This is a genomic window from Paenibacillus sp. DMB5, assembly GCF_001517085.1.
Taxonomy (GTDB): Bacteria; Bacillota; Bacilli; order Paenibacillales; family Paenibacillaceae; genus Paenibacillus_AQ.
On the sequence record NZ_LRAC01000143.1, the window covers coordinates 1 to 19986 of the forward strand.

General features: G+C 51.9%; 21 protein-coding genes, 1 other RNA gene and 1 pseudogene. 7 read left to right on the forward strand and 16 right to left on the reverse strand.

Translation table 11 applies throughout. The annotated features are described in order from the left end of the window. From AWJ19_RS24425 to AWJ19_RS24440, 4 genes and pseudogenes are all read right to left on the reverse strand, one after another. A partial coding sequence (locus AWJ19_RS24425) for an NOL1/NOP2/sun family putative RNA methylase (RefSeq protein WP_068727838.1) occupies positions 1-1220 on the reverse strand: 1220 nt, incomplete at its 3' end. 99 nt (positions 1221-1319) lie between these two features. Continuing rightward, positions 1320-1772: a DUF309 domain-containing protein gene (locus tag AWJ19_RS24430; protein WP_068727840.1), complete on the reverse strand. Its 453-nt coding sequence runs from the start codon at positions 1770-1772 to the stop codon at positions 1320-1322. Then, entirely contained in the window at positions 1762-2574 is an 813-nt protein-coding gene (locus tag AWJ19_RS24435) for a GTP pyrophosphokinase family protein (protein WP_068727842.1), read from the reverse strand. Before AWJ19_RS24435 ends, AWJ19_RS24430 begins: the two co-directional genes overlap by 11 nt. A gap of 28 nt (positions 2575-2602) precedes the next feature. Continuing rightward, a pseudogene (locus tag AWJ19_RS24440) lies at positions 2603-3695 on the reverse strand (quinone-dependent dihydroorotate dehydrogenase). Between the two features lie 210 nt (positions 3696-3905). On the opposite strand from AWJ19_RS24440, the gene AWJ19_RS35990 reads away from it, so the two are divergent. After that, on the forward strand, positions 3906-4043 hold the full coding sequence (locus AWJ19_RS35990; RefSeq protein ID WP_167360562.1) for a hypothetical protein: 138 nt from the start codon (positions 3906-3908) through the stop codon (positions 4041-4043). On the opposite strand, the gene AWJ19_RS24445 is transcribed toward AWJ19_RS35990, so the two are convergent. The 3 genes from AWJ19_RS24445 to AWJ19_RS24455 form a co-directional block, all read right to left on the reverse strand. Beyond that, positions 4040-5485: a L,D-transpeptidase gene (locus tag AWJ19_RS24445; RefSeq protein WP_068727844.1), complete on the reverse strand. Its 1446-nt coding sequence runs from the start codon at positions 5483-5485 to the stop codon at positions 4040-4042. The two genes, AWJ19_RS35990 and AWJ19_RS24445, sit on opposite strands and share 4 nt — an antisense overlap. Before the next feature lie 179 nt (positions 5486-5664). After that, on the reverse strand, positions 5665-5907 hold the full coding sequence (locus tag AWJ19_RS24450; RefSeq protein WP_068727846.1) for a ferredoxin: 243 nt from the start codon (positions 5905-5907) through the stop codon (positions 5665-5667). 159 nt (positions 5908-6066) lie between these two features. Continuing rightward, positions 6067-7359 (reverse strand): DNA polymerase IV, encoded by a 1293-nt coding sequence (locus tag AWJ19_RS24455; protein WP_068727913.1) that lies wholly within the window; start codon positions 7357-7359, stop codon positions 6067-6069. Positions 7360-7720: 361 nt separating this feature from the next. Between AWJ19_RS24455 and cimA the strand changes: the two genes are divergently transcribed. Continuing rightward, positions 7721-9340 carry a citramalate synthase gene (gene cimA, locus AWJ19_RS24460; protein WP_068727848.1) on the forward strand — a complete coding sequence of 540 codons (1620 nt, stop codon included), beginning with the start codon at positions 7721-7723 and terminating at the stop codon, positions 9338-9340. Positions 9341-9438: 98 nt separating this feature from the next. On the opposite strand, the gene AWJ19_RS24465 is transcribed toward cimA, so the two are convergent. Then, complete coding sequence (locus tag AWJ19_RS24465) at positions 9439-9996, reverse strand: TlpA disulfide reductase family protein (RefSeq protein ID WP_068727850.1); 558 nt, start codon at positions 9994-9996, stop codon at positions 9439-9441. Between the two features lie 135 nt (positions 9997-10131). On the opposite strand from AWJ19_RS24465, the gene AWJ19_RS24470 reads away from it, so the two are divergent. Continuing rightward, positions 10132-10608, forward strand: coding sequence for a M67 family metallopeptidase (locus AWJ19_RS24470; RefSeq protein ID WP_068727851.1), 477 nt, complete (start codon positions 10132-10134; stop codon positions 10606-10608). Here AWJ19_RS24470 and AWJ19_RS24475 read toward each other — a convergent pair. The 3 genes from AWJ19_RS24475 to AWJ19_RS24485 are packed head-to-tail and all read right to left on the reverse strand — an operon-like array spanning position 10590 to position 13839. After that, positions 10590-11339 (reverse strand): exonuclease domain-containing protein, encoded by a 750-nt coding sequence (locus tag AWJ19_RS24475; protein ID WP_068727853.1) that lies wholly within the window; start codon positions 11337-11339, stop codon positions 10590-10592. The genes AWJ19_RS24470 and AWJ19_RS24475 overlap by 19 nt on opposite strands. Further along, positions 11336-12409 (reverse strand): DUF294 nucleotidyltransferase-like domain-containing protein, encoded by a 1074-nt coding sequence (locus AWJ19_RS24480; protein WP_068727914.1) that lies wholly within the window; start codon positions 12407-12409, stop codon positions 11336-11338. The genes AWJ19_RS24475 and AWJ19_RS24480 overlap by 4 nt, the downstream gene beginning before the upstream one ends. Positions 12410-12444: 35 nt before the next feature. Then, entirely contained in the window at positions 12445-13839 is a 1395-nt protein-coding gene (locus AWJ19_RS24485) for an ammonium transporter (RefSeq protein ID WP_068727855.1), read from the reverse strand. Positions 13840-14439: 600 nt separating this feature from the next. Between AWJ19_RS24485 and AWJ19_RS24490 the strand changes: the two genes are divergently transcribed. Further along, a complete protein-coding gene (locus tag AWJ19_RS24490; protein WP_068727857.1) occupies positions 14440-14871 on the forward strand; it encodes a MerR family transcriptional regulator in 432 nt (143 codons plus the stop codon). Positions 14872-14904: 33 nt separating this feature from the next. Continuing rightward, entirely contained in the window at positions 14905-15570 is a 666-nt protein-coding gene (locus AWJ19_RS24495; RefSeq protein ID WP_068727859.1) for a zinc metallopeptidase, read from the forward strand. Positions 15571-15617: 47 nt separating this feature from the next. Here the strand turns inward: AWJ19_RS24495 and AWJ19_RS24500 are convergent, their stop codons facing one another. Together AWJ19_RS24500 and AWJ19_RS24505 are read right to left on the reverse strand one after the other, a co-directional pair. After that, complete coding sequence (locus tag AWJ19_RS24500; protein ID WP_068727861.1) at positions 15618-16529, reverse strand: LysR family transcriptional regulator; 912 nt, start codon at positions 16527-16529, stop codon at positions 15618-15620. A gap of 13 nt (positions 16530-16542) precedes the next feature. Beyond that, positions 16543-17169, reverse strand: coding sequence for a rhomboid family intramembrane serine protease (locus AWJ19_RS24505; RefSeq protein WP_068727863.1), 627 nt, complete (start codon positions 17167-17169; stop codon positions 16543-16545). 111 nt (positions 17170-17280) lie between these two features. Between AWJ19_RS24505 and tpx the strand changes: the two genes are divergently transcribed. Further along, positions 17281-17799 (forward strand): thiol peroxidase, encoded by a 519-nt coding sequence (gene tpx, locus AWJ19_RS24510; RefSeq protein WP_068727865.1) that lies wholly within the window; start codon positions 17281-17283, stop codon positions 17797-17799. A gap of 159 nt (positions 17800-17958) precedes the next feature. Here the strand turns inward: tpx and AWJ19_RS24515 are convergent, their stop codons facing one another. The 3 genes from AWJ19_RS24515 to AWJ19_RS24525 all read right to left on the reverse strand — a co-directional run bounded on the left by AWJ19_RS24515 (position 17959) and on the right by AWJ19_RS24525 (position 19697). Continuing rightward, a complete protein-coding gene (locus AWJ19_RS24515) occupies positions 17959-18348 on the reverse strand; it encodes a DUF1499 domain-containing protein (protein WP_068727867.1) in 390 nt (129 codons plus the stop codon). Positions 18349-18548: 200 nt separating this feature from the next. Next, positions 18549-18741, reverse strand: a non-coding RNA gene (gene ssrS, locus AWJ19_RS24520) — 6S RNA. A gap of 104 nt (positions 18742-18845) precedes the next feature. Beyond that, positions 18846-19697: a DUF624 domain-containing protein gene (locus AWJ19_RS24525; RefSeq protein WP_068727869.1), complete on the reverse strand. Its 852-nt coding sequence runs from the start codon at positions 19695-19697 to the stop codon at positions 18846-18848. A gap of 179 nt (positions 19698-19876) precedes the next feature. On the opposite strand from AWJ19_RS24525, the gene AWJ19_RS24530 reads away from it, so the two are divergent. Then, positions 19877-19975 carry a dihydroorotate dehydrogenase gene (locus AWJ19_RS24530; RefSeq protein ID WP_068727871.1) on the forward strand — a complete coding sequence of 33 codons (99 nt, stop codon included), beginning with the start codon at positions 19877-19879 and terminating at the stop codon, positions 19973-19975. Positions 19976-19986 lie beyond the last annotated feature (11 nt).

Below are 19986 nucleotides of genomic sequence, written 5' to 3' on the forward strand. Positions count from 1 at the left end.
CGACGGATAGTCTTTAATCCGTCCAGGGCTGAGGAAGGCAGCGGCGAGACATACAGATGCTCGCCGAACAGCACCGGGAAGCCGGCCGGCTGCCAGCCGAGCTGCTCCCGGCAGAACCCGGCGAACGCGGCCAATGCCGCTTCCTCGCCGGAGCCCTGCGGCCGCTGCCCTCGCGCGCTGCCGCCCTTGCCTTGACCGCGGCCGCCTTTGGCCTCGCGGTCCTTGCCGCCGCCCGCCTTGACCGGCCGGGCGGCTGAACCGCCTTTGCTGCGCACGGAAGCCAGGAGCGCGGTATCCGCGTCCCCGGCACTTCCTGGCGCAGCAGCACTGCCGTCATGGCGCAGCACCGCCATGAAATGGCCCTCGCCCTTGACCTTGTGCGGCCACAGCCGCGCGGCCTCGGGGAGCCCGTCCAGGCCCGGCGCGAACCAGCCGGCCCCGCCCGCCGGGACCGCCGTAAACTGCGGATGCCCGGCGAGGAATTCCAGGATCGACCCTTCATTCTCCTCCGGGGCGAAGGTGCACGTCGAATACACAATCGTACCGCCCGGCTTCAGCGCATCCGCTGCCGCGAGCAGAATCTCCCGCTGCATGTCGGCATACTTCCGGGGAGTGCCCGGCTCCCACTGCTTCACCATGTCCTCGTCTTTCCGGAACATGCCTTCCCCGGAACAGGGGGCATCGATCAGAATCCGGTCGAAAAAGCCCGGAAAAGCCGCAGCAATCCGCTCCGGGCTCTCGTTCAGCACAATGCCGTTCCTTACGCCGTACAGCTCCAGATTTTTAGCCAGCGCCTTGGTCCGGTCCGGATGGAGATCATTGCTGATCAGCAGTCCTGTGCCCTGAAGCTTGGCAGCGATCTGGGTCGATTTCCCTCCCGGTGCAGCGCACAAATCGAGCACCCGGTCACCGGGCTGGATATCCAGCAGTTCAACCGGCGCCATTGCGCTTGGCTCCTGGATATAGTACAGACCGGCATGGTAATACGGATGCTTGCCCGGCCGGGCGCCTTCTTCCGTATAGAAGCCTGTAGGACACCACGGGATAGGCTCTAGGCCAAACGGTGAGCGTTCGAGCAGCTCCTGAACCGTAATCTTCAGTGTATTGACACGGATACCCGCATAAGGCGTCTCCTTATAGGTTTCCGCAAATTGCTCATATTCTGTTCCCAGCAGCTCCTTCATCCGCTCTGTGAAAGTGCCGGGCAGTTGTGCTGCCATGATGCCGTCCTCCTGCTTGTGTTACCTGAATTTTGGGGATCAATAATCAAGGAACACCCTTGCGGGTGCTCCTGATTAGCTGCTCCTATTATTGCGTCGTTATTTGCGGTGCTCCCTCGCCGGTCTTTGCGGGCCGCGCCGCTGCGGCCGGTTAGGCACAATGCCTGACGCAGCCAGCTCTACTTCCTGTGCAAGCGCCGGATCGGCAACTTCAATCGTCAGATCGTAATAAGCAAACGGCCTTTCAGCGTAGTGATTGAGCTGTGAAGCATACAGCCCTACTTCTTGTACCAGCTTGGCTAGATTAATGCCCAGCGTCTCGCCCGGATAGGTTCCCAGCACGCCATGTGACCTGTTCATCATAATCATGCCGCCGCGCACATTACCGTTACGGAAATGATACAGTCCGACTGCCACCTGCAGCAGCGCTTTGTATAAAGGGTCTTTGTCTTTTTCCAGCCACAGCTCTTCAAGCACCTCATGGCATTCAAAATAATCCCTGTCCCGGTTAAAGTAGACCAGGTAAGCCAGGTACAGCGGTTCATAGGCCATCCGGCAGACTGTCCTTTTTGGCATTCGAGATCAGTTCGCGCACATGCTCCAGCAGCTGCTTCATTGCTTCCATATCCTGCGTCTGCCAGATCTCATTGAAGCGGTTCTGGCTTTCAATCGCCTCATTCACCAGATGATAGAAATACAGCTGATGAATAGCGGTGAGTACCTGTGTGGTTGTATTGGAGTTTTCCTCGAAGGTCTTCTGCGCCTCCAGAATTTCTTCACGGATGCTGGACATCTCACTGTCCAGAATCGATGCGGCTTCCGCCGCCGTCTTCAGGCGTACACGCATTTCATCCGGCAGGCTTTCACGGTATTTATAGTTCAGGGAATGCTCGATCGTGGCCCAGAAATTCATTGCCAGCGTGCGGATCTGAATTTCGGCCAGTACGATCTTTTGTCCCAGGGCGGTCTGTACCGGATATTTAATAATCATATGGAAGCTGCGGTAGCCGCTTTCCTTATAATTGGTGATGTAGTCCTTCTCGTACAGCACTTCCAGATCCTTGCGGGCACGGATATATTCCGCTACTCTCCGGATGTCCTCAACGAACTGGCACATGATCCGGATGCCTGCGATGTCCTCAATGCCTGTCTCCAGATCCTCCATCTTCACGTTCAGACGCTTGGCCTTTTCCAGTATGCTGGACAGCCGTTTCACCCGTCCGGTTACGAACTCAATCGGCGTGTATTCTTCTCTCTTTTTGAGTTCCGAGCGCATTGTTTTGAATTTAACCTTGAGTTCCTCCACAGTCTGTTCATATGGAAGTAAAAAAGTTCCCCAATCCCTGCCGTCCATCGCCTTCGTCCTCCTGTCCATTCATCCTTCAGTGATGATCAGCGCCCACCGCTTCCAGAATATGAGAGAATCCGTCGCGCCGCAAAAGCTGCCTTAGTCCTGCATGCAGCCGGCGGTTAACCTCTGGTCCTTCATAGATGAGCGCTGTATAAATTTCAACCAGGCTTGCGCCTGCCCGGATTTTGTCATACGCATCCTGGCTGCTGAATATACCGCCTGAGCCGATAATCGGCAGCTTGCCGCCGGTCTGGCGGTAAATGCTGCGGATAATTTCCGTGGACCGGTCCTGAGCGGCTTGCCGCTCAGCCCTCCCGTTTCCCCGGCTTTATCGCTGGTCAGCCCTTCGCGGCTAAGCGTAGTGTTAGTGGCAATAACGCCGTCTACTCCAGCTTCTGAAAGCGTATGTACCATAAATTCAAGTTCGCTGTCGCTGACATCCGGAGCAATCTTGACCAGCAGGCTTTTGCGGGTACCGCTCTTGCTGTGCTGGACTGCCATCTCCTCCTTCACCTCAGAGAGCAGCTTCGACAGCTCATTGCCATGCTGCAGACTGCGCAGGTCCGGCGTATTCGGCGAGCTGATATTAACCACAAAAAAATCACCGTACGGATACAGCGTGCGGATACACTTGCGGTAATCCTCATGCGCTGTTTCATTCGGAGTGGATTTGTTGCGCCCGATATTGACCGCTACCGGTATTCTGCGCTGCTTAAGCCCTTTCAGGCGATCCGCCATCGCCTCGGCGCCTTCATTATTGAAGCCCATCCGGTTGATGAGCGCTTCATCAGGAATCAGACGGAACAGTCTTGGACTGTCATTGCCCGGCTGCCCTACCGGCGTTACTGTGCCGACTTCCATAAATCCGAAGCCGATGGATGAGAAGCCGCCGACCGCCTCCGCATTTTTGTCCAGACCGGCCGCAAGGCCACCGGTGTAGGGAAATGCACACCAAACAAATCAACTGCCATATCTGCAGTTTCGGGGACACCGTACATAAGCCGCATAGCCGCGCTGCCGCCGGGAACAAATGCCGCTTTGTTTAATCCGCCGATCACGAGATGATGCGCTTTTTCCGGGTCCATTTTAAAGAAAATAGGTTTGCCTAAATGCCGATACAGCAACGTTCTCGCTCCTTCAAGGGATTACCCGAATCGTCCTCCGATTCCCCGTTTCATTAGTTTTCTTCTTAATTTTATCCGTTTCCGGGCGAAAAGAAAAGTTTTTTACCCTGCGGATCTTCCATGCTGAGGCCGGGAGTATAGTAATTTTCATCCAAACCCATTACAATGTAAGGGTAATCACCGATAAAGAGAGAAAGAGGGATGGCTATAATGTCAACAAAACGCAAACCTCCAACACTTCAGCAGAAGAAAGAAGAAGTGAACCGCAAAGCAATTCTGTGGATTAGTGCAAGTCTGGTCCTGCTGATTCTTCTGATTATCGTTCTGTTTCTGGTAGCGGGCAACTAATTTAGCCAGTGGTAGACTTTATTGGGGTTCGTCTGATTGCTAGGTGCTTCTGAAGGATAACGATCCGCAGGAACCAGCAGTTCTTCAGGCAGACCCCCTTTACTTATCTGCACCTTCGTGCCCATAGGAACCATGGCGAATAACTCCTCCACATCCTCGCGGCTCATCCGGATACAGCCCAGCGATTCATCCTTGCCGATGCTCTCCGGCTCATCTGTTCCATGAATGGCATAATTGCTGTCCGAGAGCTGCATTCCCCTGCTGCCAAATTCCCCGTTGTCGCGACCGTTAGGGTTCACAACCTTGTCGGTTATGGTAAAAATCCCTTCCGGCGTCCTCGCGCCGCCCAGTCCCACTTCATAATTCCTTAAAATAACGGAGCCGCTGGTTACTGCCAGGCGGTGATTTTGCTTATCTACTATTATAGTGAGCGGTCCGGTAAAAAAGGGCAGCTTCTGCCCCCCGCTTCCGGCGGCGCCAGCATTACCTCCGGCGGCTTCCCCGCTGCCGGCAGCCGGTTCCTTACCGCCCGGGTCTGCCGCAGGCTGCTGTGCCGCTCCTTCGGCTGCCGCACTCCGTACAGAAGCGAATTTCTCCTTCATCAGCGGAGTAGTTCCGCCAAGCCAGTTACCGGGAAAAGCACCGGTCAGTGCGGCAAGGGATTGCGGAAGACTGCCTTTGCTGCTCTTATAAGCGCGCATAGCGCTCCATAATACAGCCAATTGCTCCTGCTGCCGCTGCCACTGTCCGGCCTGCTGCTGCAAGGCTCCGGCTTCCGGCGGCTCACAGTGGCAGGCCGTCTTGTCATAGGACTGGTATACAGCGCGGCCATTTCCGCTCTGGACCACGGTTGCGGCCAACGGAAGCTTTTCTTTCCATAGCAGCCACTTCCCGGAGCGCTCCATCGCCAGGATAGCTGTAGCTGACCGGGCTCCGTCCCGCAGCAGCTGCGCGATCGCCGCGCCGGAGGCTGCAGCGTCACCGCCCATCGCCGTGAAATCCAGCCCTGGCTCCGGATCTTCAGCCGCATTAGTCTGCTCTGCCCCGGTTCTATCCGCTGCAGGTTCGACAGAAGCGTCCGCCGCTTCACTAAGCAGCGACGCCAGAGCTGCTCCGGTCCCCTCGTCCGGGCCGGCAGGAACTGCGGAAGGCAGGAACACGAGCAGGGCAAGTGCCAGCGCAACCAGCAGCCGGCGTTTGCGGAGCCTGGCCTGGTGGCGTTCATGCTCCATCTTGAGCAGGCCGTCCTCATATTCACGCAGCATGTCTGCCGGAACTTTACTGCGTTCAAAAGCTTCATACACTTCTCCGGCCTGATTGAAGCAATAGTTTGCCTTTCCCTGCTGGCCGTTCTTATAGTATTCCTTACCAAGCAAGTACCATGCCATCTTGTTATCGGGGTGCATTTGGACATAAGCCTTGAGATGCTGCGAATTTTTCATCGGGGCCTCCGCGGGTAATGGATTCTTTATACCTTATATCGGCTTGTCCATGAAAAAAAGACATCCCCGCCGGTTAAAGCCGGCGTAAGATGTCTTTATGTGTGTATACAAGAATCAAATATAAGCCTGTATCTTATATCCGGCCCTCATATCCGGTGCGAAACCGCCAGCCTGTAAGATTAGCCTTCCTTATTGAAAGGAGCGTCCGCAATTTTAATGGAATCGGTCGGGCAGCCGTCAGCCGAATCCTGCAGATCGTCGAACAGATCATCAGGAATCACTGTGCATCCGCGGTTTCCGTCATTCTCATAAATCACTTCTGCCAAACCTTCATCATCGTAATCAAAAATATCAGGAGCCGTTGCGCCACACGCACCGCAAGCGATGCAAGTGTCTTTCTCGACCCAAGTGTACTTAGCCATTTTATCTCTGCCTCCCGTTGAACAATACAGCCTGCAGCAGCAGCCTGTTATTTCACTCATATTAATATAAAAAGAATACAATTTCAATGAAATTTCAACAAGTTTACAGTTTTGCCGCATTATCTGTCGGGTATAGGCCTCTGCATCTGCGGAATTCTGTCAGTCCTTATCAGTGTCAACCTGCCCCAGATTATCCTTTTGCAGTGAGGTGCCGCGCTCCTTATGGTTACGCAGCCGGGCGGAATGGCTGTCACTGAGCATTCCGGCGGTAAGTACGGCATTCTCACCAAATTTGTTGCGCAGCATATCCATGGCTTTATTCAGGGATTCCTTCTTCGGCTGCCGTTCATAATCGAACAGATCAAGCTGAATCGCGGACTCTTCCTTGGGGCTCAGGTTCTGCAGGGTTACGCCGAGCAGCCTTACGGGCTTGTCGCCTTTCCAGTGGCGGGCAAACTGGTCGCATACTACCTTGTAAATGTCCTCCGCGGTTTCTGTCGGAGCCTCAAGCTGCCGGGAGCGCGTAATGGTCTTCATATCAGGGGTACGGATTGTAAGCTGCACGCCTGAAGCCACCAGCCCCTGCTTTCGCAGCCGCCTTGCCACCTGGTCGCTGAGATTGAGCAGGATTGGCCTGGCATCTGCCAGCCCGACCACATCCTTAGGCAAGGTTGTCGTATGTCCGATGGACTTGCTCTGTTCACGCTCAGGATTTACCACTCCGTAATCAATGCCGTTTCCGGCCCGTTTCAGCCAGGAGCCCATCACCCCGAAATGGTCCGTAAGCATCCGCTCGTCGGCAGCCGCAAGCTGGCCTATATTGTAGATTCCCAGCTTGCGCAGCTTCTCGGCCGTCTTGCCGCCAATCCCGAACATTTCACCGCACGGCTTGTTCCACAGCACCTCAGGCACATCACGCAGGCGCAGCACCGAAATACCGTTCGGCTTTTTAAGATCCGAGGCCATTTTGGCCAGAAGCTTGTTGGGGGCAACCCCGACCGAGCAGGGAAGACCCAGCTCATCCATAATCCGCCGCTGAATCTCCCCGGCAATTTCAAGCGGAGTCCCAAACTGCTTGGAGCCGGTAATATCAAGATAACACTCATCGATCGAGACCGCCTCAAGCAGCGGGGTATAGCTATAGGCAATCTGCATAAAAGCATTGGAATATTTGCGGTATAGATGAAAGTTCGGCTGAATAAGAGTTAGGGACGGGCATATGCGCAGCGCCTTCTGCACCTGCATACCTGTAGATATCCCGAATCTGCGCGCGGCATAGGAACAGGTCACAATGATCCCCCTGCGCTGCTCGACACTCCCGGCAACGGCAGTAGGCTTGCCTTTATACTGATCCGGGTCCTCCGCTTCATGCACAGAGCAGTAAAAAGCGTTCATATCCACATGCAGGATAACCCTTCCGCTTGCCGGATAATACTGGTCTACATTCTGCACAATATCTACCTTCTTATCTACATGGTTTCCATTGTTCAATTCAGCATAACGCTTTTGTCTGCAGGAGGTCAATTAAAGACGTATCTCTCCTGTAAAGTTCTTTGTTACATTCCCGCGTAAAAATGCTATAATATAAAAATTATTTCAATACGTAGTTGATGCTTCCGAAGACAGTTTTGCGCGAAGCAGTTCGTGGAAGCCATGCTCACAAAACTAAGCATATGCTTCCGAGGCCAGTTTTGTCCGAAGCCGATTCAATGGAGCAGATGCTCACAAAACCAAGCGTATGCTTCCGAGGCCAGTTTTGTCCGAAGCCGATTCAATGGAGCAGATGCTCACAAAACTTTTAGGAGGAGACTTAATGTCTAAGTCCATTTCCATCTTCGATACGACACTTCGCGACGGCACACAAGGCGAGGGCATCAGTCTGTCGGCAGATGACAAGCTGAAAATTGCCAAGAAGCTCGATGATCTCGGTGTGCATTATATTGAAGGTGGCATCCCGGGAAGCAACAATAAAGACATTGAGTTTTTCAAACGGGTCAAGGATTTGTATCTGAACGCCAAAATCACCGCCTTCGGCAGCACCCGCCGCAAAAACTCCATTGCCGAGCATGATGATAATCTGCAGAGAATGATCGATGCAGGTGTTCCTGCAGCTACGCTGGTCGGCAAATCATGGGATTTCCATGTGCATACTGCACTGCAGACCACGCTCGAGGAGAATCTCGCGATGATTGGCGACTCCATCTCCTATCTTAAACAAAAAGGCCTTGAGGTCATCTTCGATGCCGAGCATTTCTTCGACGGTTACAAAAATAATCCGGAATACGCTGCTGCCGTCCTGGCCAAAGCCCGGGAGGCGGGTGCAGACTGGCTTGTCATGTGTGATACGAACGGCGGCACTCTGCCAAATGAAGTATATGATATCGTAACTGCTATTTCAGGCCATCTTCCCGGTGCTGCTCTGGGCATTCACACCCATAATGACTGCGAGCTTGCTGTTGCCAATGCACTAAGTGCAATTAACGCGGGCGCACGCCAGGTACAGGGCACCATCAACGGGTACGGCGAACGCTGCGGCAATGCCAACTTGTGCTCCATCATCCCGACGCTCCAGCTCAAGATGGGCTATCACTGCATACCTGGCGACTCTCTGCCGCAGCTGACCAATACTGCCCGTTATGTAAGCGAAGTGGCCAATGTGAATATGCCTGTGAATCAGCCTTATGTCGGAGCAGCGGCGTTCGCGCATAAAGGCGGTATCCATGTCTCGGCAATCCTCCGGGATTCCCGCACTTACGAGCACATCGCCCCTGAGCTGGTCGGCAACAAGCAGCGCGTACTCGTCTCCGAGCTTGCCGGCCAGAGCAATGTGCTCTCCAAAGCCCAGGATATGGGGCTGAGTCTTGACCCGACCAGCGAGCAGGCCCGCAAAGTCATTGACAAGATCAAGAATCTTGAACATCAGGGCTATCAGTTTGAAGGCGCCGATGCTTCCCTGGAACTGCTGCTGCGTGAAGCAACCGGTGAGCTGAACGAGCTGTTTGTCTTTGAATCCTTTAAGATGCTTGTTGAAAAAAATGCCGGCCAGCCTGTAGTCTCCGAGGCCTTCGTTAAGCTCCGCGTAGGCGGTGACAGCCTCTATACTGCTGCCGAGGGCAACGGCCCGGTCAACGCGCTGGATAATGCGCTGCGCAAAGCGCTGAAGACCTATTTCCCGCGGCTTGATGAAATGCATCTCTCCGACTATAAGGTACGTGTTCTTGATGAGCAGGATCAGACTGCTGCCAAGGTACGCGTGCTGATCGAATCGAAGGATTACAATAATACCTGGAGCACAGTCGGTGTGTCCAGCAATGTCATCGAGGCCAGCTGGGAAGCGCTGGTAGACAGTATGCGGTATGCCCTGCTCGGACAGATCTCTTTGGAGAATGAAACTACAAACAGCAGCGAACCGCGGGGTCTGGTCAATCACTAATATTAGACTGCTTCGCAAGCCTCACATCATGAAGCCCCTCTGCAGCGGGAGACTATTCCCGAACTGGCAGAGGGGCTTCATTTCCGGATGCTGAATGCTCAGGAGCCGGTCAGAGCTTTTATTTTTTTCTCCAGCTCTTCTCCGGTCAGGGCACCCAGCACAACCTCGGTGACCTTGCCATTCTTGTCAATCAGCACATTGGTCGGGAAAACCTGGCCCCGGTACTGGTCAAACACTTCACCTTTAAGATCAAACATAACCGGAAAAGCCAGCATATACTTCCTGATAAACCGCTCGGCATTCGGCTTATAATCCTGGCTGGTCACGTTAACGCCGTAGATATCCAGCACATTTTTGTATTTCAGTGCCATCGCATTCAGCTCCGGCGCCTCCTGCTGGCAAGGGTCGCACCAGGAAGCCCAGAAATTCACAATCAGCGCCTTATCCCTCGGACCGCCAACCGTATACTCACGGCCGGCGTTATCCTTGAGCGAAAAGGCAGGGGCCGGCTGACCGACTCCAATTCCGCCCGCAGAGGCCTGCTGGACTGCCGGAACAGCTTCCGGTTCATCATTCAGCCAGCGTACCAGGACGACTGCTGTAACAAGGACAACCAGTGCCAGGACTGCAACATTCCGTCTATTAACAGCTCTCATCAGATGTCTGTTCCTTTACATATGGGATGGGTTGCTCCTATTGTACCCCCATTGCCGTCCATTTCAAACCATCCAGACATAAAAAAGAGGACTCCGTCCAAAGACGGAATCCCATGAAGAGAGAGGGGTCAATACATGACAGCATTCCAGGGAACAACCCCGCCGGTTTGGCTGGATTCCTCCGTACAGCTCATGCTGGGGAAGCATCTGCTGACCTGTCTTCCACACGAAGCGTGTGGAATACTGCTGGGTACTGCCGCAGCGGGAGGCATACTCATAAGCAGCTATGTGCCTTTGAGTAACGTAGCGCCTGACCCGCTGCATGCTTTTGAGCCTGATCCGCGGGAATGGGTCAAGGCGCTTTACAGTGACCCTTCCCCCATCGGCTTGTTCCATTCCCATCCAACCTCACCGCCATTGCCTTCCCCTGCAGATATGCAAGGGCTTGAAGCGCTGGGGCCGGAATTCATGGTTTATCTGATCGGCTCTCCGGGAACAGACAGCGGCCCGCTTCCGGTTCTTAACGGCTTTATTATCAGCCGGGAGTGCCGTACTGAGGGCAAGACCGCTGCTCAATTGCTGCCAGTAGTGCTTCAGGCTCTGCTCAAATAGGCGTAGAGATCACCAAGTGTATCGACCTGACGTCTGTTCGAAATCTCACGGAGATACGATACCCACAGCCGTGCTGTCATCTTGGCATCCTCCAGTGCGTGATGCCGCCCCTGAATCGGAATATTATGAACTGCAAGCAGCTCATCCAGCGTATAATTGCTGCGCTGCGGCTCCAGCCAGCGGGCCAGCATCATCGTGTCCAGTACACGGTGGGTCAGCTGAACCTTGGAGGTTTTCCAGAGCGCCGCATTCAGAAAGGATTTGTCATGTGCACTGCCATGCGCCACCAGGACACGCTGGCCGACAAAAGCCATAAAGTTATGCAGGCCATCAATCAATGAAGGAGCCGCAGCCGTCATCTCTTCCGTAATTCCTGTGAGCCTGGTAATATTCTCCGGTATAGCCGTTTGGCATTTTACCAGCGTATAAAAGCATTCTTCTTCCTTAATTTCCTCACCAACTACCCGGACTGCACCAAATGACATAATTTCATCGCCATGCTGGTGGGAAAAACCGGTCGTTTCAAGATCAAATATAACCGTCTCCAGCTCGGAAAGCGGAGTATGCAGCACTTCCGGCCGCCGTTTCTCACGCATAAGCGACCTTATAAAGGCCATCTGCTGCGCAGTTTGCTGGGCGGATTCGCCGCCTCTTATAGATGCAATTGCGGAGGGCATTCCGCCCTGCCGCAAGTTGTTCCAGAATCCGCCGCCTTTATTCGGCTCCTTCATGACTGCCTCCTTTCCGCTGACCGGAGCTGGCGCTGTAAGGCCCTGTGCAATCTTCTGACCAGCAGCAGACTTTCACGAAGCTCGGACATAAGCTGTTTATTCTTCAGATCATTTTCGGAAATATAATCACTGCTGAGCAGCAGTCCGTCCTGAACCGTATGCGGGGTATTCACACGCATCCGCAAAGCGGTCAGGAAGGCATCGCGGATCTCCTTGAGATGCCCGTATTCCCCGACTACTTCCAGACTTGCGAGCCGTTTCAGGGTTGAACTGTCCTTGACCGCATTCAGCAGCGCTAAATGCCTGACTATATTAACAAGCGGAATATAAACGCCATATTTTACATCAAAGCCGCCCGCATAATCGCCAAAACGTTCGGTAAGCACCTGTCCAAGCAGGTTCAAGGTTGCTTTGTGGCGGACAGTGTTGCGTAAAACAGCCGTAGTCAATTTATCATTGCCCACAAAGCCGGCATGAAAGGCTTCCCTCCATTCAGCCGACAGCTCCGCACTTCCAGCCACATGCCTCATATCCGAAGCAATAATGAGATAACGGATGGGTTCCCATTCCAGCTGGCTCATCCAGCTGTTCAGCTGCTCCTTCCACTCCGGCAGCGTCTTCCGCCAGAGCGGCTCGGAGCACATGACTCTGCCTTCACATTTCTCATAGCCGACTGCCTCAAGCACATCGGACAGCAATTCGCCAAAAGCAGTAAAATAGGTCAGCTTGACGTTATCCTGTTCCCCCTCAACAATCAGGCCATTATCCTGATCGCTCCAAAGGGTGGATTCCTGTCTGCCAGCACTGCCGAATACAATAAAGGAATAGGCGCAGGGAGGCGGGCCGTAGCCCGCCTCTTTCATCTGCGCCTCACAAATGTTCACCGCAGCCGCCGCAATCAGATCATGCATTGCGTTGACTTTGGACACCCATTCCTCGATCGGAATCACATTTAACTGCTCCAGAAGGGCCTGCTGGCAGGCGGTACGCCTGTCTTTTAGCTCTTGCGGCGAACCGGCCGTTGCGATGGATAGCATTCTTTTATCTTTACTCCACTCTGTCATTTCCATCCCAGCCACGCGGTCCGCCCCCCATCTGTATATAATTACATTTTGTGGGTTTTGGATTCGGAATCTGCAATCAGCTTCATCTGCTCAGGATAGCCGTAAGTACCGTGCTCACTGATATCCAGACCCATCAATTCTTCTTCTTCAGTAACGCGGATGCCCATAACCAATTTCATAACATATAGGATTACAAAGGACAGAACAGCTACGAATGCGAAGGTTCCGACCACACCAAGTGCCTGAACGCCCAGCTGGTGGAAGCCGCCGCCGTAGAACAGACCAGGTTCACCTACAAGTGCGCCTTGTTCAATCAACTCAGGAGTTGCGAAGAGACCTGTGGACAACGCACCCCACATACCTGCAATACCGTGTACAGAGAAAGCGTAGATCGGATCATCAAGACCAGCGCGCTCCAGCCATTGCGAAGTCATGAAGGTAAATGCACCGGCAACCAGACCGATAACAATCGCTGCCCAAGGCTCTACGAATGCGCAGGCACCTGTGATCGCAACCAGTGCAGCCAGTACGCCGTTCAGCATTGCCGGAATGTCAGATTTACCAAAGTACAGCCATGAAGCGATAAGTGCAGCCAGACCGCCGGCAGCAGCTGCAATGTTGGTTGTCAGCGCTACGTGTCCGAAGAAACCGCCCATAGGAGACAATGCGCTACCCGGATTGAAGCCGAACCAGCCGAACCAGAGGATAATCACACCAAGTACTGTGAACACTTGGTTGTGACCAGGGATAATAACCGGTTTGCCTTCTTTATTAAACTTGCCGAGACGCGGTTTAAGCAGAATGGTCGCTATTACAGCAGCCGTTGCACCGGTAAGGTGAACAACTGTAGAACCTGCATAGTCCTGCATTTCAAGAGTAGCCAGCCAGCCGCCGCCCCATACCCAGTGTGCTACGACAGGATAGATAATAACGGAGAACAAAATCCCGAAGATAATATACACGCTCAGTTTAGCGCGTTCAGCCATACCACCGGATACGATAGCCAATGATACTGCAGCGAAAGCCATCTGGAACAGGAATTTAGTGTTAAGCGTTACATCGGAGAAGGCCAGCGACTCAAAAGCTGCGGACATTGAATCTCCACCATAGAAGAAACCATCAAGTCCGATTAAGCCGTTACCGTTACCGAAACCAAAGGCAAAACCGACAGCCCAGAAGCACAAGCTGGCAATTGCCAGTGTCAGAACTGTCTTACCGGCTACGTGACCGGCATTCTTCATCCGGACCGATCCTGCTTCAAGCAGTGCAAATCCTGATTGCATAAAGAATACTAAGATGAATGCCAGAAACGTAAACGCAGTGTCCAGTCCGATCTGCAGGTCCGGTGCTGTCGGACCGTCAGCAGCAAAGGCGCTGACCGGATAGATCATTAAGGTAATCATGGCCAGAAACATCATCAACAACTTTTTCTTCATCTTAACCCCACTCCCCAATGTTATATTTTCTAACAAAGCATGAAACTCTTAATGTCATTATAATCAGAAGTCAGGTAAATTGACAAGACTATTTTTTGATAGTCTGTCCTTTTATTTTTGAATACCATTATTTCTGCTCAGTTGGATAGCATTGAAGAAACACAGCGGGTGAAGTAGCGCCATATCCGCACTTTTAAGCCTTTCCTTCTGCAAACGCATACAACCTTCATACATTATGTATTGTATTTTTATTAACAAGTTCGCTTAAACATGCTGCTCTATTTGTGTATTATTTGCTTAATTATGCTGACATTGCAGTAAAACAGTGACAATTAGCTTCGTTTTCAAGCATTAAAACTAAGCACACACTTTTCTAAGACGAGCCAGGAGTTCAATATATGACATGAGTATGTTACGTTGTTAAAATTATCAGCAGTATCTTTCCTATTAATATCGCATATACTTAAAGTAAGTATGACGTTTGACTGTACGGTTCGATTTTTGGTATCATTTTTGATATAGATATTATCAATCATTAAATGAGAAACTTCCGCTTCATCAGCGGGAGGATTATACAGCGAGGTGAACTCAATTGGGGATATGATCCTTTACCGGATTGGCGAGCTCGCCAAAGCCGCCAGTTTAAGCGAACGGACCATCGACTATTATACGAAGCTTGGCCTGATCAAGCCGGAATCAAGAAGCATGAAGAACTATCGGCTGTACAGCCATGAAACCTTAGCCGCCTTGGAACGTATTAATCAGCTAAAGCAAGAGAAATATACATTGGAAGAAATCAAATCCATGATGGATAAATGGAATGCAGCCACTCCTGAAGCCGATGTTTCGGACAAACTGGCGGAGCTGGAGCTTCAGATGCAGCGTCTGGAACGCGAAGTCAAGGCGCTGGAGCCAATGATTAACGGACTGAAGCCTGTACAGGCCAGACGTGCGCTGGCTGCCCTTATTCCGCAAGGCGTTGCCTGCATGGAGGCGATCAAGCTGCTGCTGACGCAGAATCCGCCAATGTAATTACTCACACACATCATGATGGAGGAATGAGATATGTTTTTATTAGTCATTGTTGCCTTTCTGTTCTCTTTGTGGGCCCAGTTCAGAGTTAAGGGTACATTTAATAAATGGGCTAAAGTTCCCAACGCAAACGGATTAACCGGTTATGAAGCGGCAAGGCGCATGCTGGATGCCAACGGCCTGCACGACGTCCCGATTGAACCTGTTCGCGGAGCTTTGTCAGACCACTACGATCCGATTAACCGTGTAGTCCGCCTGTCGGAACCGGTATATTATGAGAACTCTATTTCCGCCGTTTCCGTTGCCTGCCATGAGGTCGGCCACGCTATTCAACACAAGGTACACTATCCGATGCTGACGCTCCGCCACCGGATGTTCCCGGTCGTTAACTTCGCTTCAGGTGTTGCGCCGTTCATGCTGCTGGCAGGCTTCATTTTCAGCGCAACCAATCTTATCGGACTTGGAATCATCTTCTTCTCTGCTGCCGTAGCATTCCAGCTTGTTACGCTGCCGGTCGAGTTCAACGCCAGCAACCGCGCACGTCAGGTTATGGTTGAGCAAGGCTTCATCCGCAACGAGGAAGAACGCGGTGTTGCCAAGGTACTGAATGCCGCCGCTCTGACTTATGTGGCTGCCGCTCTCGTCTCCCTGCTTGAGCTTCTGCGTCTAATCACCATGTTCCTTGGTAACCGTGAATAATCCCCTCTGCGCTGCAAAGTGCAGCTGAGACAAATAACCCGAAGGCTCTAGCCTTCCGGGTTATTGTTGTTTTTGTCCCTGAAATAGGTAAGCAGGAAAGTCCTGAACGATCTGGCTACCAGCGGCAGCTTACCGTCACTGCGGTGAATGATCCCTACCGTCCGGGTAACAGCCGGCTCTACGACTCTAACCTGGGCAGGCTGCATCGGATTCGTCTGGTACAGCGCCGTCTCCGGAAGCAGGCTGACGCCCATGCCGGCGGCTACCAGACCGCGGATAGTATCCGTCTCCCCGCCTTCAAATGCGATCTGGGGCTTAAAGCCGGCCTGGATACAGGCCTGCCAGACAATCGGCCTCAGGGAGTACCCCTGGCTGAACAATACGAACTTCTCATCACGTAGCTGCTCAAGCCGGATCACCGTTTCGCCGGCAAGCGGATGATGCTGCGGCAGGATGGCGAACAACTCCTCCGTCATTACGATATCTCCGGCAACATGGCCGTCATTCTCCGGAAAAGGGGAAATAAACGCCAGATCCACCTCACCCGACGAGACGTCCTTAATCAAAGATGCATAGGTCCCTTGCTTGAAGCGGAACCTGACATTAGGGTAATGCCTGCGGAACTCTGCCACAATGGAGGGAATCAGGTGTGTTCCCAGACTGTGCGGAAAGCCGATACGAATCTCTCCCAGCTCCGGGTCCAGGAATTCATGCACCTCCGCTACAGAGCGCTCGAGATCCTTAAGCAGCGTTTCGACCCGCTTGCAAAAAAGCTGTCCTACAGGCGTAAGCTGCAGATTTCGGCCTTTTTGCATAAATAAATCCACTCCAAGCTCCTGCTCCAGCTGATGAATCTGGCGGCTTACCGCCGACTGGGCTACATGCAGCTCCTCCGCCGCTTTGGTAACATGCTCCTTTTGGGCAACCTTCAGAAAGTATTGCAGCTGTCTAAGTTCCACTTCCCAACCTCTCCTATCGCCTGCTTCTTTTTAAAAGACGGATAATCAGCCCGTACAGGAAAAAACCGGCGACCAGTCCGCCCATATGAGCCATCCAATTGACATATGGAGTAACAAACGACATCACAATCCCCATTACCAGCAGCCCGTACAGCGTCTTACGCGAGCCCTCATCCATCATCCCTCGCTGCAGGGTGGCGATATACAGAAATGCGCCGTAAATCGCGTAAATCGCGCCTGAGGCGCCTACAGATACAGTAGCGGTATAAGGGTCCGGCGTCCCGCCGAGTGCAACCGAAAGCACATTGGCCAGGAACCCGCCGATAATGTACAGGATTGCATAGCGCCACCAGCCCAGCAGCCGTTCTAGCGGAGGGGCAAACACCAGCAGCGAGAAGCTGTTAAAGAAAAGATGGGAAAATCCGTTATGCAGGAACATAGCAGCAAAATAACGCCACAGCTCTTCTTTTTCGGGCCCGTTATCCACCACAGCACCGAGCTTTACAAGCGTATCCAGATTTGTTGAACCACCGTTCAGGGATGCTACAATAAACATCACAAGGTTGGCTAACAGAAGAATAACGGTTACGGGATAGTATCTCAGATAGCTTTTCCAGTTTTCGTAGCGTATAAATATCATGGCACCCATCCTTTATGTATGTTGTCCGGTTGGACATCAACCTTCTAAAACGATTATAATTTATTCTGGCAGTAACAATCCAATATTGTAACCTGAGGAGGAAACAAGGACATGACGCAAGAAAGAACAGGCGTAGCCGCATTCAAAGGCAATCCGATTACACTGGTAGGACCTGAGCTCAAAGCCGGGGACAGCGCTCCGGATTTCACAGTAAGCAAGAACCTGCTGGAGGACGCTACACTGAGTGATTTTGCCGGCAAAATCAAGCTGATTAGTGTCGTGCCTTCCCTGGACACAGGAGTATGCGACGCCCAGACCCGCCGCTTCAACAGCGAAGCAGCTGAGCTTGGAGACGACGTAGTCATCCTCACCATCAGCACAGATCTGCCTTTCGCCCAGGCCCGCTGGTGCGGCGCCGCCGGCATTGACCGGGTTATCACCCTGTCAGACCACAAGGAAGCCGCCTTCGGACAAGCCTACGGCGTACTGATCAAGGAATTCCGCCTGGATATGCGCTCCATCTTCGTTATCGACAAGAACGACAAATTAACTTATGTTGAGTACCTTGGCGAAATGTCCGAGCACCCGAATTACGAAGCAGCGATTGCCGCCGTCAAGGAATTGCTGTAGATCCACAAAGCCGGACGATATAACAGAAATACGATATGTTAAAAAAGCGGCAGAAGGCTTTCCTTCCGCCGCTTTTTGCTATAGATAAAACATCCTATTATATAGCCGGGTTCTTCCGGAAACCGCATACAATCACCGGACAGCAAGACCGGCGGTTCATTAGTCTGTCTTGTACTTGCCCAGCTTCTTGTCCAGTGATTCATACAGGCGCTGAATGACACGGTAATTGGCACCCAGGTCACCAAGCGAGCCTCTTGATGCGGAATATATGTCGATACCGCAGCGTACCGGCGATGTATTCAGTACGGATACTGTTATATCCAGCGTACGTCCAAACCCCGTTCTTTTCTCCAGGGTAATTTCTCCTACGGACTGCACCTCATGCAGAACCTTGTAACCGGGAATTTTCTTCAGTGTTGAAGATACTTCATCCCATGCCTTGTCTTTCGAAAGAGTGTAATAACGTGTCTTTAATGCCGGATCCTTTGCACGGTCGCTAGTTCCGTCATGACTGCGGAATATACCGACCAATGTTCTTTTGAGCGACAAAATATTTCCCCCTCTTTTAGTCCCAAGTTCATTATTATCAGTGTAACATTCTTAACCCAGGAACAAAAGAGCATAGCTCACTTTCCTGGACCTCTATGTAAGAAAGGCATCTGCAGACACCGTTTCCAAAAAGGCACAGCAAACAAAAAGGTACCCTGAATCCGCAATTGCGGGATACAGGGCACCTTGTCAAAATCAGCAGAAAACCCGCCTATGCCGTCCGGCTACAGTGTCTTCTGAACCTGCGAGAGCAGGTGGGTGACCGCAGAAGTCGTTTTTGAATTCCCCAAGTCGTATAGACAGGGCTGTTCAGCCGCGCTCCGTATTAAGTCTCCCGAGACATTATCATTGGTTCAAAACAACGAGCAACCGTAACGTACATCGCAGGATTTATAACTATTATATTGCGTTTTGACGAAAATGTAAACCTGTATGCGCTTTAATTAACACTGGAATAAAATTCTCGTCCCTTTTTGCCGGTGATTGTAACGCTGATATTAAATTCGTTTAGATGATCTGGAATTATCCTTATCATCGAAATCGTCATCATCATCGTCATCATCGTCATCGTCTTCCGCAAGCAGCCGCTCTGCCGATTCTTTTTCAGCCGCTTCCTGTGCCTCCAGCTCTTGCTGCTGCTTTTTCTCAGCCTGCAGCTGCAGCTTGTTGTATGTAGCAAAGAAGTTAAAGAAGGCCAGCATAGCAACCAGTGTAGGAATGCAGATTACATACAGTACAGGGTACCGCAGACCTATATATGCAAGCAACGCAGAACCGATCAGTGTAGAGAACACACGAATAGGCCGGGCGATGGTCAGCAGGACAGAGTTCTTAATAACTTCCTTAAAAGTCATCTGGTAGTGAACGACAATTGAGAAGAAGTTAAACATCGATACAAACAGAATAATCATCAGCACCAGCATCAGAATACCGACGATTCTGAAATTGGCCATTTGAGTCATGTATACGGTCACATCAACGTACATTACAACAAACAGCACGGTATAGATGAGTCCCCCAAGCATGCTCTTGAGATAATTTTCTTTGTATCCCTGAAAAAAAGTGCGGAACGTGCTGACATCCGTGTTGCCCATCACCCATTTGCGTACAACCGTAAACAGTGCAGCCGTAGCCGGGAATACCGTAAACGGTGCCAAAATCCCCAGTGCCCAGTTAAGCGTAATCTGTTCGTTGGGCCCGCCTGTTGCTGAACCCAGCATAATAATCTTCATCACAGCGATAAACAAAAACGGAATCGAACACAGCCCCCATAGTATATTGCTGAAGGCAATACGTGAAATCCATTCCGTGATGCGGTATAAACCGCCCATAGCTCCTTTAAACTCCAATTCCCTTCCTCCTGTCTGTCTCGCGCATACTGCGTACCTTAACTATAACCTATTTGACCTGGACTTTTCCAGCGCCCATTCTAATGAATCTGGGTAATCGTCTACGCAGGCCGGAAGGAATGGCCATATATTAGGAACGTAACCATGACAATAACCTTATTTTAAAGGAGGTTAATCCTATGTCTACACCTGCCGGCTATGGCCTCTGGACTTCCACAGGTACTATCCTGGTCCTGTTCATCCTGCTTGTTATCATCACCCGCACATTTGTTGTATAATAACGGATTAT